The organism is Pseudobythopirellula maris (assembly GCF_007859945.1).
Lineage (GTDB): Bacteria > Planctomycetota > Planctomycetia > Pirellulales > Lacipirellulaceae > Pseudobythopirellula > Pseudobythopirellula maris.
On sequence record NZ_SJPQ01000003.1, the window covers coordinates 139,753 to 155,942 of the forward strand.

General features: G+C 66.3%; 6 protein-coding genes. All 6 read left to right on the forward strand.

Annotated elements, in window-relative coordinates:
- The first annotated feature begins 336 nt into the window (after window positions 1-336).
- Entirely contained in the window at window positions 337-4,128 is a 3,792-nt protein-coding gene (locus tag Mal64_RS13455) for a DUF4132 domain-containing protein (protein WP_146401100.1), read from the forward strand.
- Between the two features lie 15 nt (window positions 4,129-4,143).
- Window positions 4,144-5,316: an ATP-binding protein gene (locus Mal64_RS13460; protein ID WP_146401103.1), complete on the forward strand. Its 1,173-nt coding sequence runs from the start codon at window positions 4,144-4,146 to the stop codon at window positions 5,314-5,316.
- A gap of 83 nt (window positions 5,317-5,399) precedes the next feature.
- Entirely contained in the window at window positions 5,400-7,889 is a 2,490-nt protein-coding gene (locus tag Mal64_RS13465; RefSeq protein ID WP_146401105.1) for a DUF5682 family protein, read from the forward strand.
- A complete protein-coding gene (locus tag Mal64_RS13470) occupies window positions 7,879-9,030 on the forward strand; it encodes a VWA domain-containing protein (protein WP_146401107.1) in 1,152 nt (383 codons plus the stop codon). The genes Mal64_RS13465 and Mal64_RS13470 overlap by 11 nt, the downstream gene beginning before the upstream one ends.
- 1 nt (window position 9,031) lies before the next feature.
- Window positions 9,032-11,161 (forward strand): hypothetical protein, encoded by a 2,130-nt coding sequence (locus Mal64_RS13475; RefSeq protein ID WP_146401109.1) that lies wholly within the window; start codon window positions 9,032-9,034, stop codon window positions 11,159-11,161.
- A 387-nt stretch (window positions 11,162-11,548) separates the two neighbouring features.
- Entirely contained in the window at window positions 11,549-16,147 is a 4,599-nt protein-coding gene (locus tag Mal64_RS13480) for a hypothetical protein (RefSeq protein ID WP_146401111.1), read from the forward strand.
- Window positions 16,148-16,190: the final 43 nt, after the last annotated feature.

A 16,190-nucleotide genomic window follows, 5' to 3' on the forward strand; every position in this document is an offset into this window, starting at 1 on the left:
GCTCCGAAGGGCGGTGCAGGCCCGGCCGATCCCGCAGTGATTCATTGGTCGAAATTAGAGCATTTTTCGAATTGGTGTGGACGAGCGGGGAAGCGATTGGCGGCGTGGCGAGGAAGCCGAAGCAGGCAATGCGGTGCATTGTCGATGCAGGCTGACGAAGCCATGACGACGATCGCGAGCCGAGCGTCTGCACCAATGAGCAAACCGCTCTAAAGTTGGGCGAATGACCTGTGCCGTGCGGACACGAGTCACAAATCTATCGAGTCGCAGAATCTCTGTCCCCGCGGTATACTATTCGCCTCGTCTAGAACCACTCTCGACTCTGAGATCTTGTCGATGGCGATATTGTTTGGCGGCTCAAAGCTGAAGAACCCTGACCGGCTGAGCAAGGAGGCCTTGGCGGCGATCCGGGCCGAGGCGGCGAGCCTGCCCGGGTGCGACAAGAAGACCGCCGCGCAGGTCGTCCGCTACGTCGTCGACGACGAGGACGCCGGCGTCTTGCAGGTGGTGTCTCAACCCAAGCAGCGGGGCAACCTCCCGCTGATCTTATTTAGCCCTTCCCACTCGCATCACGACAAGAAGGCTCGCGCGCGTCGCATCGCGTTGATCACCCATTGCTCCGATGCCCCCCCGGGGGTGTGGATGCGGATGGGCCATGTCTTCAAAGCCGTTAACGGCTCCTCGACGCCCTCGGGGGACAACCCACCCGAATGGCTGCCTAACTTGATCTCGCAGATGTGCGGCTTCCTGCGTTTTCTTTCCGACCACGAGAGGAATTCGGTTCCGGAGCTCCCTATCGCCCTGTTTGAGAGGATTCTCAAAGCGGCGGAGCTCCCTCCCGATCTGCTAGTCCATGGCCTGATAGTTGAAGACGACGCACGAAATTGGAAGTGGTATTCGGCCCAATACGACATGCAGCGATTGGGCGGCTGGAGCGATCATCTCGCAAAGCACCAGCCTACCGTCCGCGGGATCCTCAGCGAAGGGAAAGCCGGCCAGCGGGTCCACGCGATCGCGAACCTCAAGAAGGTGGACTATGAATTCGAGCCGATCTTTGACGTGCTGGTGGCGATCGCCACCGGTCCGGCCAAGTCGGCCCGAGCAGCCGCCGCCGAAATCCTGCAGGGTTACGATGTGTCGGCACACACTCTGGTCGAGCAAGTGCTCCGGGAGGGCTCCGCCGCCGAACGCAACGAGGCCGCCCAGCTCGCCTGGCGACTCGACGGTGAGGGGGCACGGCGGCTCCTCGAATCTCACGCCGAAGGGGAATCTTCCGACCGTGTAAAGCAAACGATCGCTCGGCTGCTCTCCGCGCCGGTAGTCACGGAGGCGCCGGCTGACGGCCCTGTCGTCGAGCTGCCGCCTCTCGAGGTCGAGACCGGCGTCGTCGAATTGCCCGAGGAGGCCCGCGCGGGCCTGTCCGCGTACCTGCGGAGCGAGTACGAGCGGGCCTACAAGGATTACGAGCAGGCGCTGGAGCGTTGGAACGCGGCGACCAAACGCCCACGGTGGTACACCAAGCCCTCGGCGCCGGCGGAGATGTCCGACAAAGCGATCGCCAAGATCGTCGCCTTTGTCGAAGGCCGTCAGGAGAAGCCCCCGAAACGGCTCGAGTTGCGATGGCACGACCGGCAGCCGCTGGGCGACTGGCTCGCGCCGCCGGCTGTGAAGCTGATCCACGTGGTCCGGCTCGCCAACGCCTTCGGAAACCTCAACACAAATCACCAAGGCGACCTCAGCTGGCACGACCAGCACGACCTAGAAGCCTACCGAGAACGCAGTGGGAGGTCGTTCGGCCTCCGCGAACTCGACGCAGCGGTCGCCACGCTAAAAAACTCGCGGCCGGGATTCTTGGCGGCCGCATACTTGGGGAACAACAACAGGTACATCAGGTTCTGCGACTGGGAGCCGGAGGCTATCTGGCCGGCGTTCGCTGATTGCTTGAACGAATTGCGGCCGTATTTGGCGTCCTCACCGCCCCGAACAGGTGATTACCAAGATTACGACTACTGGTGGAGCGAGAAGCGCCGCAACGCGTTCCGCGTGCTGGCCTCGTTCCCCAACGTGCCGCCCGAGTTCGTTCCCCAGCTGTGGGACTTGGCCCTGGGCGAGAGCAAGACGGTCCGACCGCTGGCGCAGACAGCGCTGGCCTCGTTGTCAGACAAGGCGGAGAAGATCGTCGTCGCGCTTGCCGACGGAAAGCAGGCGGTGCGGGCGTCGGCGGCCGACTGGCTTGGGCAGCTGGGCGACCCGACGGCCATCGAACCCCTCAAAAAGGCTTACGCCAAGGAGAAGCAGGACCTCGTCAAGGGCGCGATGCTCACGGCGCTCGAGGCGCTGGGCGCTGACATTTCGGAGTACTTCGACCGCAAGAAGCTGCTGGCTGAGGCGATAAAGGGCCTCGCCAAGCCGCGGCCCAAGGGGCTGGCGTGGTTCAAGATTGAGGCGCTCCCGGCCGTGCACTGGGCGGACAACGGCAAGAGCGTGCCGCCCGAGATCCTCGAATGGTGGGCCGTGCAGAGCGTGCGGCTCAAGACCGCAACGCCGGGGCCGTTGCTGCGGCGGTACCTCGCCCTTTGCCGACGCGACGAGGCGGCGGAGTTGGCCAAGCGGGTGCTGCAGGTGTGGATCGCCCAAGACACTCGGTCTCTATCGATGGAGGAGGCGTCGTCCCGCGCCAGGCAGGAAAGCCAACAACTCTGGGCGCAGTACGGAAATAGGGATGGCTGGTTCAAGGACCACTACCAAAAAGAAGAGAACCTTTACCAAGAAAGACTGCGCCATTACACCACCGAGTGCCTCGGCTCGGCGAGCGGCGAGAAGGGGCTGCTGGCGATCACCGCCGCGGCCGGCGACGCCGATTGCGCCAAAATCTGCGAGCAGTATCTCCGCAAGTGGTACGGCCACCGGGTGTCGCAGTGCAAGAGCTTGCTCGAGACACTCGCCTGGATCGACGACCCGCTGGCGATCCAGGTGCTGCTGTCGATCGCCAACCGGTTCCGCACCAAGTCGCTCCGCAAGGAGGCGGAGACGCACGTCGCCGCGATCGCCGAACGCGAGGGCTGGACGCTCGATCAATTGGCTGACCGCACGCTGCCCGACGGCGGCTTCGAGCGCGAGCTCGACGAGAGCGGCGAGCCGCTCGGTCACGAGGCGGTGATGGAGCTCGACTACGGGCCGAGGAAGTTTCACGTGCGGCTCGGCGAGGCGCTGCAGCCGGTGATCGTCCGCGACGACGGCAAGGAGGTCAAAAGCCTCCCCGCCCCCGCGAAGAACGACGACGAGGAGATGGCCAAGGCGGCGAAGAAGCAGTTCTCCAAGGCGAAGAAGACCGTCAAAGAGGTCGTCAAACGCCAAACCGAGCGGCTCTACGAGGCCCTCTGCACGCAGCGTGCGTGGCGTGGCGACGAGTGGCGCCGCTACCTGGCCGACCATCCAATCGCCGGCCCGCTCTGCGGACGTGTGGTGTGGGCGGCCTTCGAGCCGTCCTCCGATTCTGATGAACATCCGGCGCCGTTGGGATGCTTCCGGCCGCTTGAGGACGGCACGCTGACCGACGAGCAGGACGCGGAGTTCCAATTGTCTGACGGCGCCGTGGTGCGTCTCGCCCACGCCTGCAACACCGACGCCGCGACTGCCGAGACCTGGGACAGGCACCTGAAGGACTACGACGTTACGCCGCTGTTCAGACAATTCGGCCGATCGGTTTACCAATTGCCGGAGGAGCTGATCAAGCAGACCGAACTAACCGATTTCGAGGGCCACTGCCTGACGACCTTCCAGCTCCGCGGCAAGGCGACCAAAGCGGGTTTCGCCCGCGGCCAGGCCGAAGACGGTGGCTGCTTCATGGAGTACCGTAAGCGTTTCCCCTCGCTCGAGCTCGAGGCGGTGCTCGGTTTTACCGGCAGCATGCTGCCGGAAGAGGATGTCGCTGCCGCGCTCACGGCGCTTTATTTCGTCAAGACGAAGAACGACGGCCGTGAGCAGCACTCTTGGCGGCAGGACAAGGTGCTGTTGGGCAAGGTCCCTCCGGTGCTGCTGAGCGAGTGCCGTTATGATGTCGAGCAGATCGCCTCCGCCGGCACGGGGTACGATCCGGAGTGGCGGACGAAGAGTTACTTCGGATAACAGCAAGGAACGCGCGTGGCGAAGCAACAACCCCCGACCGAAACACCGAGCGACGGCTTGCTCCGCGAGCCCCCCGAGTTGCGTTACAAGACCGAACTCGAGCACTTGGTTGAGACGGACGACGCCCCGCGTCCCGAGGGTTGGCGGCTGAGCCCACGAGCGGTCCGCACGTTCGTTCTCGGTTCGGAGGCGGCTGCCCCCGGCAAGCGGGGCCGTTCGAAGCGCGGCGCCAAGGCGGCCGAGTCCGCCGTGCGCCGCAAGTTCCACGGCGACGACGCGATGGTCGACCGCGCGATCGTCACGTTGATGAGCAACCGGGCGTTGATCCTGGTGGGCGAGCCGGGCACGGCAAAGTCGATGCTCTCGGAGCTGCTGGCGGCGGCGGTCTCTGGCACGAGCGGCCTGACGATCCAGGGGACGGCCGGCACGACCGAGGACCAGATCAAATACTCCTGGAACTACGCCCTGCTCTTGGCCGAGGGGCCCACGCCCCGTGCGCTGGTCCCGGCGCCGCTCTACCGCGGGCTGGCCGAAGGCCGATTGGTGCGTTTCGAGGAGATCACCCGCTGCCCGCCCGAGATCCAGGACACGCTGGTGAGCGTGCTGAGCGACAAGCTGCTGCACGTCCCCGAGCTCGCCGGGGGCGACGGAGTCGTCTACGCCCGCCCGGGGTTCAACATCGTCGCCACGGCCAACACCCGCGACCGCGGCGTGCACGAGATGTCGGCCGCCCTGAAGCGGCGGTTCAACTTCGAGACGGTCCATCCGATCGCAGACAAGGGTTTCGAGCTCGAGCTGGTCCTCGAAGAGGCCCGCGAGCTGCTCGGCGGCGCCGGCGTCGAGCCGACGTTCGAGCCGGACGTGATCGACGTGCTGGTGACCACGTTCCACGACCTGCGCAACGGCCGCACGGAGCAGGGCGTCGTGGTCGAGCGTCCCTCGGCCGTGATGAGCACAGCCGAGGCGGTGTCGGTCGCCTTCGCCGCCGGGCTCGACGCCTGGCACTTCGGCGATCGGCGGGTCGAGGGCCAGCACCTCGCCCGTCAGCTCGTGGGCGCCGTTCTCAAGGACTCGGACGAGGACGCCAAGAAAGTGCGGCAATATTTCGACGTGGTGGTCAAGCAGCGGTCGAAGAAGAACCCCCACTGGAAGTCGTTCTTCGACGCCCGCGGGGTGCTGGGCAAGTGAGCGACGCGACCGACACTCCCGACGCCGCCGGAAAGCCGCATGATGTAGACGGGGCCTCCGCCGAAAGAGCCGTCGCCGAGTTGTTGCCGCGCTTGCGTGGCGAAGGGGTCGTCTACTTTCCGATCCGGCACCACTCGCCCGCGTGCGCGGAGCACGTGCGCAAGTGGATCGCCGAGAACCGCCCCTCGGCGGTGTTGGTCGAGGGGCCGCGGTCGTTCGACCGGTTCCTCAACGAGCTGCTCGACGCCCGGAGCGACTTCCCGCTGGCGGTTTACACGCACTTCGTCGACACGCGCCGACAGACCTTGCCGGCTCCGAAGGACGGGGGCCCAGAGGGCGAGGCGTCCGAATCCGAACCGCCGCGCTTCGCGGCGTTCTACCCGCTGTGCGATTACTCGCCGGAGCTGGCCGCGCTGAGGGCGGGCCGCGAGGCGGGGGCCCGGCTCCGCTTCATCGACCTCGACTTCGGGGCAAAGACGCTCGCCGAGTTCGCCGCCCGCTGCGTGGAGGAAGAGGAGGAGACGCCCGTCGTCCGCGTCGAGTCGCTGGCGGCCGATCCCCACCTGGCCCACAGCCGCTATGTCCGCGAGTTGGCGCGACGGTTTGGGATGCGCGACTTCGACGAGCTGTGGGACCATCTGTTCGAATCGGGCGCCGCCAGCCTATCGACCGACGCCTTCGTCGACCGGTTGGCGAGCTACTGCGCGATCGCCCGCTTGGAGTACGCCGACGACGACCTGCGTCGCGACGGCACGACGGCGCGCGAGGCCGCGATGGCCGCCGCGGTGCGCGAGGAACTCGCCCGCAGCGAGGAGGGCGACGGGCCGGTGCTCGTGATCACCGGCGGCTTCCACACGGCGGCGCTCCCCGAGCTGGTCGCCAGCGACGCGCCACCCGCCCCGCCCGCTCTCACGCCGTCGGGCGAAGAGGCCGCCTGGCTGGTCGCCTACTCGTTCCCGCAGCTCGACTCGCTTGCCGGCTACTCTTCCGGGATGCCCTCGCCGGGGTTCTACGAGCGGATGTGGCGCGCCGGACAAGCAAGCGACCCGACGGCGGCCCGCACCCGTGAGGCGGCCGAGATCGTGCTCGAGGTTGCCCGCCTCACGCGTGAACGCGACGGCATGAACCCGCTGTCGACTCCCGACGCCGTCGCCGCCGTACAGAGCGCCCGCCGGCTTGCCGCTCTGCGCGGTCACCCTTGGCCGCAGCGCGAGGACCTTCTGGACGGCGTGCGCAGCTGCTTCGTCAAAGGGGAAATTGGCTCCGAGGGGTATGCGGTGATGCGGCTCGTCGCCGAAAGGCTCACCGGCGACCGTATCGGTCGCACGCCGCCGGGCGCCGAGGCGCCGGCGATCGTTGATGACTTCCGTCGGCAATGCGAGAGGCTCCGCGTGCCGACCGACTCGGTCGAGCCGAAAACGTTGACGCTCGAGCTCTATCGCAACCGGCGGCACCGGCGGATCAGCCGGCTGCTGCACCGGCTCGACCTGTTGGCGGCGCCCCTGGCCGTGTTCGAGGGGGGCCCCGACTTCTTGGAAGGGACAGGCCTCGACCTGATGCACGAGCGGTGGAGCGTGCGCTGGGCCCCAGCGGTCGAAGCGGCGCTCGTGGAGGCGTCGGTCTTCGGCCCGACGGTCGAGGCGGCGGCCGCCGCCAAGCTCGACGCGTCGATCGCCGAGCTCGAGGCCTCCGGCCAGGGCCGCAGCGCCTCGGCGGCGGTCGCCCTGCTGGTGCGCACCTGCCGCCTCGGGCTGCAGCGGCGCACCGACCGCATCCTCGCCGGCCTCGGTCGCTCGATCCACGAGGACCCGAGCCTGCCTTCGGTCGCGGCGGCGCTGACGCAACTGGAGCTGCTCGCCACGGCGCGCGAGCCGCTCGAGGCCCGCGGCCTGGAACAGACGCCCCGACTCGTCGAGGCCTGCTACCAACGGGCGTGTGCGTTGGCCGATGGCGCCGTTGCCTGTCCCGATGAAATGGTCGTCCCCGTAATCGACGCCCTGCGTTCGTTGCGTGAGTCGCTCGTAGGCGAGCGGTCTGACTCGTCGCTCGACCCCGAGCTGTTCCATCAAGCGCTCCAACGCGTCGTCGCCTCGGCGCCCGACAAGTCACAGGGCGCCGTTGTCGGCGCCGCCGCGGGACTCCTCTACCTGGAAGGCCGATTGACTGCCGAGCCGCTCGGCGAGCTGATTGCCGGTTTCCTCGGCGCGTCGACCGTCGAGCCGGCCCGGCGTTGCGCTGTGGTCCGCGGCCTGCTCGCCACTGCGCGTGAGGCTGCCTGGCGGGTCTCGCCGCTGGTCGACGCGCTCGACACCCAGCTCTGCGGCTGGGACGAGAGCCAGTTCGTCGCCTCACTGCCAGAGCTGCGGCTGGCGTTCGCCGACCTCACGCCGACCGAGATCGTCCGCGTCGCCGAGCGAGCGGCCGCCCGGCACGATGAGGCCGATCTCGGCGAGTTGGTGCTGACCGATCTTTCCGAGGCCGACGCCCTGATGGCGGCGCAGATCGCCGGGCTGGTCCGCGAGCAGCTCGCCGCCGAACGATTCGATAGCGCGGAGGCCGCCCATGCCAAATGATCCGCATCGCGGCGCCGATCCCGCGCTCGCCCGCTGGCGGCTGGTGCTAGGCAAGTACGCCCAGCCCCGCATGCCGGAGTGCCTCAGTCCCGCGCAGGAGCGGATGGCTGACGCGCTGGAGAAGCTTTACAGCCGCGAGTACCGCGGGCGCGGCGTGCGTCAGGGGCGCAAGCTCGGGCCCGGCTCGCTCGACCCGAGTCAACTGAACGTGCCGCAGTGGTTGGCCGAGCTGCGCGACCTGTTCCCCCAAGAAACCTGCCAGCAGATCACCGGCCACGCCCTCGACCGGTACCAGATGACCGAGCTGGTGGAGGACCCCGACGTGCTCTCCAGGCTCGAGCCGAGCCAGGAGCTGCTCCACGCCGTGCTTTCGCTCAAGGGGCGGATGAAGGGCCGCGTGCTCGAAGAGGCCCGCCGCCTGGTGCGCCGCGTCGTCGACCAGATCAAGCGCAAGCTCGAGCGCGAGGTGCACAACGCCCTGGCCGGGCGGCTCAACCGTTTCCGCCGCAGCTCGATGCCTGTGGCGCGCAACTTCGACGCCCGCGGCACGATCCGCCGCAACCTCAAGCACTGGAGCGCCGAGCGCCAGAAACTCGTCGTCGAGAACCCGCTGTTCTTCAGCCGCACCAAACGCCACCTCCCGTGGGAGGTGATCCTCTGCGTCGACCAGTCGGGATCGATGGTCGATAGCGTGGTCCACTCGGCCGTGATGGCGGGCATCTTGGCCGGGCTGCCGACCGTGCGCGTGCGGCTGGTGGTGTTCGACACCTCGGTCGTGGACCTCAGCGAGCACGTGACCGATCCGGTCGAGGTGCTGATGACGGTTCAGTTGGGGGGCGGCACGAACATCGGCCAGGCGGTCCGCTACAGCGAGGGACTGGTCTCTCAGCCGCGGCGCACGGTGTTTGCGCTGGTGACCGACTTTTGCGAGGGCGCCGACCCGCGCGTGCTGATCGCCGCCTGCAAGCGGCTCCGGGAGTCGGGCGTGCGGCTGCTCGGGCTCGCGGCGCTCGACTCCCAAGCCAGTCCCTTTTACGACGAACAACTCGCCGGTCGGCTCGCCGCCGAGGGAATGGAGATCGCAGCGCTCACCCCGCTGCGTTTCGCCGAATGGCTCGCCCGGGTGATGAGCGCCGACTGAGATGAACGACGCGGACCGAGAGCGATTAAGGCGACTGCTCGCCTCGTTCGATGACGACGCCCTCACGGCCCTCGCCAACAAGGGGCTCGTGCGCCGCGCTCACAAGGACCTCGACTCGGGGGGCGTGTCGCACGAGGAGGAGGAAGCCGCCGTCAGCGTACACGGCGACGGCTGGTCCGTGCGGATGCCGCCCGGCGGCCCGGCCGAGGCGACCGACGACTCGCGCGCCAACGGCGTCACGCGTCACGTGCTCGCCGCGACGATCCACCTCCGCCGCCATTGGCTCGGGCAAGAAGAACCGGCGCCAGGAACCGCCGGGACGGACGTCCACCAGGCGCCTCACGACGAGACCGCCGTCGCCAAGCGGCTCCGCGAGCGGCTGCTGGCGATCCCCCCCGAGCGGATCGAGCGTTGGGCGGGGCGCCATGCGCTGCGCGAGGCGGCGGCGATCGTCGCCGCGGGCGGCTGGACCGTCGCCGAAGCGGGAAGCCTGAAGGTCCGCTTCGAAGAGCAAGACGTCGACACGGTGCTGATCGAGGCGCCTGTGCGCGGCGGTGCGTCGGCCCTCCTGGGCAGCATCCTTACCACCGCCCCGCAGACGCTCAAACGGAAGTGGGCCGCGGCGATGGTGGCAGCCGTTTGGTCCGACGCCGGCAAGCAATGGGCCGCGGGCGACACGACGCCCAAGCGGCGCCGGGCCGACGCGGCCGACGCCCGCGCCGTGCTGGCGAGCGCCACACGGGCGATCGAGACGCTCCTGGAAATCGGCCTCGCCCACCCCTCCGGGGCGAGCGTCGAGCGGCTGTTCACGCTGTCGGTCTCGGCGCGGGCGAACCAGCTGCCGCGGCTTGCCCGGCTCATGCGGGCGGCGGCCGACCAGCTCTCGCTGATCCATCTGCGCGACGCCCAAGGGGACCCGGCGGAGCTGCTCACGCTGCTGGCCCATGCCCACGCACTCGCGGAAGCGATCGGTCGAGCGGGAGACTCGGCCCCGGCGTGGCTCGTGGGGCAAGCGCGTTCGGAATACTCGCACACAGGCGACCTCGAGCTTGTCGGCGTCGGGGCCTACCCATGGAGAACCGCCTCGGGCTACGAGGGGGTGACCGTGCTGTTCTGGGACCGCCGCCGCGAGCGTTTCTTCTCCGGGAGCGACAGCCGGCTGGCCGACGGCCCTGGGCGCTTTTCGCCGGCGCAGGCCTATCGCGGCGAACCGGTCTGGCGCGGGGGGGCTTCCCCCGGTGAGATGTCGCGAAGCGTCTTCGTGCTGCGCGGCGCCCGTTGGAACGACGCCGGCCGCTTGTCTTCCTCCTCCGCCAGCCGAGTCGAGGGCGTGGCGCCCGCCGCGCCCGACGAAATCGACTACGGCGCCGCCGGCTTCGAACGTTGGGAAGATCTGCGTCGCTACGCCCGCGGCGCCTACCCCCTTGGGTTGCGCGTCGTCGAGCCGACGCGTCTGCTGGCCGTGGCGCGCCCGACCGAATGGGGACCGCGGTACTTCGACGAAACACGCCAGCAATTCGTCTGGGAACTGGTCGACTCCGACGGCGCGAGCCTGAAGCTCAGTTGCGTGTGGAGCGAAGCCTCCGCCGACCTGATCGAGTTCCTCGAAGCGGTGAAGCCGCACCGAGAAAAGCTCGCGGCGGTCGTGCTGCGCATCGTGATCGACGATGACTTACTTCGCTTTGAGCCGGTCTCGCTATTGGCTACCGAGGGGCATCGGGTGCTGAACCCGGCGTTCGATCGCAAACTGATCCAAAGCCTCCAGTCGAAGCTCCTCGATCGGCTAAGGGAGAAATTCGGCCGCGGCCGTGTTTCCACCGTGCTGGAGGCCGACGGAGACGAGCTTTCATTTGGCGGGGGCGCCATCGATGCCACCCCTGCGATCCAGCGGGCTTTTGCCGACGTCGACCGCCATCTCATCCACATCGCAGAGTCTGGCGCACGAGCCGCGGCACTTGCCCGGGAGGACGAGTTGCAACGCGTTACGGCGGCATTGCGCCGCCTTGGGCTTGATGAAATGTCCGACTCGGTTGCAGCGCTTGGCGATCGACCAGTTTCGGCAGCAGCGGTCTTGTATTGTGAGTACTTGCGTAACTTACACGTTTCTGCGACGCGCACGCTGATGGTCTGATTCTCCGTCAATGCTAGTGGTCTTCCCCTCTCGGACCGAAGCCACCCTTCAAAAATCGAAACCGGCTTAGCACGCAGGATTTTTTCAACAGCCGTATAGGCCCTTACGGCCTGCTTAAACTTCCGCCGTCCCCGCCAAACAATCCCTCGGGAGAGCAGTCGCGATCATTGCAGAGAGTCCCGGCTTAAAGTACTCTCAATACTCTTCTTGCGGCTGATTCCGCTTGCTTTGAGCAGTTCTTGCGACCTGGCTTATCTGCCCCCCAGTGGGGCGGCTTCCCAGTGGGGCGGCTTTCAGATGCTTCATTGAATGCTTCTTTCATCACGACTGCCAGTCGCTTCTTCAATTACACATCTCTGTCACGACGCACAGCACACAGGCTTAAGCATGCTCCGAAACGTCACCCTCGCCTTGCTCTGCCTGTTCGCCATCTTTTCGGCGCCCAGGGTGCTCGCACAATTCACCGTCAACACCGGTCAAAGAGTGCCGGTGACCATCTCCACGGCCACCGACTTCAATTTGAACGGCGGCATCCTCGCCCCGACCGATGTCACGCTGAGCGGCAAGATTGACGTGCAAAGCCCTTCGGCTGTCATCCGACCGCAGAACCCGGTCGTGTTTAACCCCCGGCAGGGGTCCTACGAAACATCGCTCGGCCCCACGACGCTGAGTGGACCGATTGTCGGCGCCGGCAACATATTGGGGATCGGCAATGAATCGATCGACCAACTGATTGTGAGCGGCGACAATTCGTATTCTGGTTTGACCCTCCTCTTTTCAGGGGAAATCATCGCCGCCTCGCCGACCGCCTTCGGTTCGGCGGCGGGCGCGACGACGGTGCAAGGGGCCCACGTGCTCGTGCAAGCAGCCACCGACGAGCGGTTCCGCCTCGAGAGGGGTTCGCTCCGCTTCGACGCCGGCGACTTCGTCCCCAGCGAAGCGGTTGAGATCGCCAGCGGCGACCTCTACTTGCCCAGCCGGGGTCTCTACGAAACCCCGATCGTCCTGGACGGCGAGGGCGGATCGGTGCACTTCGTCAACAGCGCTTCCTCCTCTTGGACCGGCGGCGTCACGGGCACGGGCAACCTGCTTCTCTCGGGGCGTCTGAGCGTCGACGCGCCGCTCACGCACGACGGCGACCTGACGCTCGATGGCCCCCAGTTGAACGCGGTCAACACCTACACCGGCAAGACGGTCTTCACTGACGAATACGTGATCGATCGAGCGGACGTCTTCGGTGTCGCGACCAGCCCGCTCGAAGTCATCAGCGGCGAGGTGACGGTCGAGGTCTTGCCCTCCGGGGATCGCGGCTTCACGGTCAGACGCGGGATCCTCGATGTCCAGACGACCGACCCCATCAGCGCCCCGATCACGCTGGGTGGTGACTTCGACGCCTCCCTGCGCGGCGTGGGGGTTTACAACGGGCCGCTCGATTACGTGACGACTAGCGGGGGTGGGTACGCCAGAATCCTGGGAGGCACGTTCAACGGAACGATCCGGGGCGACACCCTGCTTTGGGTCGGGGGCGAAGAAGGAGTCGTCACCCTCAACGCCTCGAACGACATACAGAGTCTCGTCTCTGTCTCTGCGGGAACGGTCGTTGTGAACCACGCCGAGGGATTGCCGCTCGCCGCGACGATCGTCCAAGGGGGTTTGGTCGAGCTGAAGAACCCCGTCGACGTGATGCCCGTGATGAAACATTACCCCTACGCAGAGCAGCAGACTGGGACGCTGAGGCTCAGCGCCGATCAACGCCTCGGCGTTTCCCCCTTCGTGGGCAGGGGCACTCTGGAATCCAACGCCGAGGTGCACATCGACCGGATCGTGTCGCTCGGCGCCAACCTGACTTCCACCGAGCAAGGGTCGCTGATCGTCGATGGCGAGATATTGACCATGGGCTCTTCAAATCTTGCCGGGAAACTCGGGGGAACTGGCGTTGTCCGGGTCGCCGGAGACTATCTCCGCGTCGACGCTGACCTCAGCGAGTTCACGGGAGATCTCGTCATCGACGAGGGAATCCTTGCCCTTAGCAATGCCTCGACGATGAACGGGGCCACTGATATCTACGTCCAGCGTGGGGCGACCCTCAGACTGCAAGACGATGAAGCGACGATCACCAGCGACATCTATTTGAACAACGCCAACGGACACGACTCCCACCATTTCTTTAGGGATGAGAGAGACGCCGCGTTGATCGGGGGAAACTACGCCTCTTCACTGACGCTCGCTGGCCGACTCGACGTGGGCGAAGAGGGGTCCACAATCGCGGGCGATCTGCGTTTGGAGGGACCGATCACCGGGTCGCGTCTGACGGTCAGGGGCGGGCGTGTGACCCTCGCCTCCCCAGTTTCTGGGTTGACCGAACAACTGCGGGTCGTTGGTGGACTCACGATGGCCGATACTGGCGCGTTGTCTGGTCTCGATGAAGTACTACTCGAGGCGGGCGCCTCTCTCTACATGTCGCAATCAGCAAACACTGACCGCATCGACGACGAAACCTTGCTCCGCTCGCTCGGGGGGCAGGTCTCCCTCATTTCGGATTCGAACCACGTCGCCCACGAGCGATTCGGCACTCTCCTGCTCGAAGCCGGCGTCACGACACTAGTCGCGAGCTCGGACCACGGTGGTTCACTTCCCACGAACTTATCCATTGGAGACCTCCAAAGGCGCCGAGGAGCAACTCTCCGGTTCAACGAGGCTGGTAGACAGACTACGACTCGCCTTGAGGGCAACAGCACGTTCGACGGGGAAATGATCGGCGGGTGGGCCACTTACGACAATGCGACGAGCATCGAGACCTTTGCGGCAGTTGATTCTTCCGGACGCGTAGTCGCGCTGTCGCCGACAACGTCTTCGCTCAATTCGGCTGGCCCCGACGACCATGTCTCCACGCAAGGGTCGGTCATGCTCGCCTCGGATCGCGTGGTGGCGTCACTCGATGGCAGCCCCTATTCGCTCGACCTGAACGGCCACCAACTCACGGTTCGATCGGGCGGCATCTACCGTGGCAACGAGATCCAAAACGGCAGACTCACCGCGGGTGACGGCGGGCCCGCCGAGTTGTTCTTGCACAGAGTGAACCGCGTCGACGCGGACATTGTCGACAACGGCGAGAACGGCGCCGTCTCTTTAGTGTTGGCGGGATACCAGTACACGACAACTCTGACCGGCCACAACACCTACAGCGGAGGAACCTGGGTCGTCGGCGATAGCAGCAGGGCGACGCTGGCCGTTGAGGGGACAGACGCCATCCCCGAGAGCGACACGGTTTACGTTGACTTCGGCCAGTACGAGGCGCGCCTTGACGCGCCAGGCGTCGTGGAACTTTCCGCCCTGCACGTCCGAAGTGACGGACGTGTCAGCGGAGTCAACGCGACGTACGACGCCCGGGAGTATTTCCTCGAAGACGGGGATATTTACGCGCCGATCGCGGGCGACGGAACGATCTTCAAAGAAGGCCGAGGGGCATTCTATATCCAAGTGGAGAGCCCGGAGTACACCGGCCAGGTCACTGTGCTTGACGGAGTCCTCGACCTCGGGGAGGACAACCTTCCCAACGCGACCATTCACGCACAAGGCGGTCGGCTCATAGGGGGAGGACAATATAGCCGCTTGTCGAGTCCGATCGTGCTGGATGGAGGCGAGCTGCAGGGCAACTTCGGCGGGCCGGTCCAAGTGGCGAGCGACTCCTCGCTCTACCACGACACCGTGAACTCGCACTTGGCGGGTGAATTGTCGGGCTCGGCCGATTTGACGGTGCGCGGCGCCAGAGACAACGACTACGTCAAGATCGCGGGAGACGCCAGCGCCTTCAGCGGCGATCTGGTCGTCGTTAGCGGCGGACTGCGGATTGCGGCGTCGGCGAGCCTCGGCGACGGCGTGATCCACGTGCAGGAAGGCGCGTCGCTCTTCCTCGGGGCGGACCGGGCCTCCGACGGGCAGACGATTCTCGGCCGAGATGTGCGGATTCAACGAGGCGAACTCTACGCAGTCCGCCCGGGGAGAGACTTCGGCTCGGGCTCAGATTACGACCCCAACAGCGTGGTCACTGGGGACGTGTACGTCGACGATTTTGCGATCCTCGGCGCCAACGGCCTCAGCACGATCGACGACCAACCTGCCCCCGGTCTCATTTTCGAAGGCCGTTTGGTCCTCGGCGATCACGCCCAAGTCACCAGCCGAACGCACTACAACGCATTCTTCTTTGTCAGCGAAGCCCCGTTGGTCGAAGTGGCGGGACAACTCGATGTGGGCGCCGATAACGTGTGGCGAACCGAGCTCGCCAAGCTTAAGGTTTCCGGCTCGATCCGAGCCCACGCGGCGGACTCCGCGATCGATTTCCATGGGCTGGCCGCGATGATCGACTTCAGCGAAGCCGAGCTTATCGTCGAATCGGGCCGCAGCCTGTCGATCACCGTCAACGGGCAGTCCCTCCCGATGGAGTTCGACTCGGCCGAGGCGCGGCTGGCCGGCGGGGGATCGTTCCAGGGAGACTTTGCCCTGTCTGGCGGCGCCACGATCGCCCCCGGCGCTTCCCCGGGCGAGCTGACCATCGACGGCGACCTGGAGCTTGGTGTCGGGGCGGTCTACGAGTGGGAACTCGACGACCCGGCTGCTGGGCCCGGCGTCGGTTGGGACTTCTTGGACATCGAAGGCGTTCTCAGCTGCAACGCGGCGCCCGGATCGCCTTGGGTCTTCGAGATCGCTGGATTCGGCGGCGCGGTCGGTCTGCGAGAAGGGGAATGGATCATCGCAACGGCCGAGGCGATCGAAGGCTTCGACCCGGCGTCGGTCGTCGTGAGCCTCGGCCTATCCAGCGCCACGTCGTCGGGCCCGGCTGTCGAGCGTTTTTCCGTCGAGCAGCGGGGCGACGATTTGTATCTGGTGATGGCCGTTCCCGAGCCGGCGAGCGTGGTCGGTTTGTTGTCTCTCTGTTTGGCGATCGTCCCCTCACGGCGGGCCCGGTCGGCGTCGCGCGCCGAGTAAGGCCCCGCGTTTCCTGGAGGCCAGCGGCGCTGCTAAGGATGCC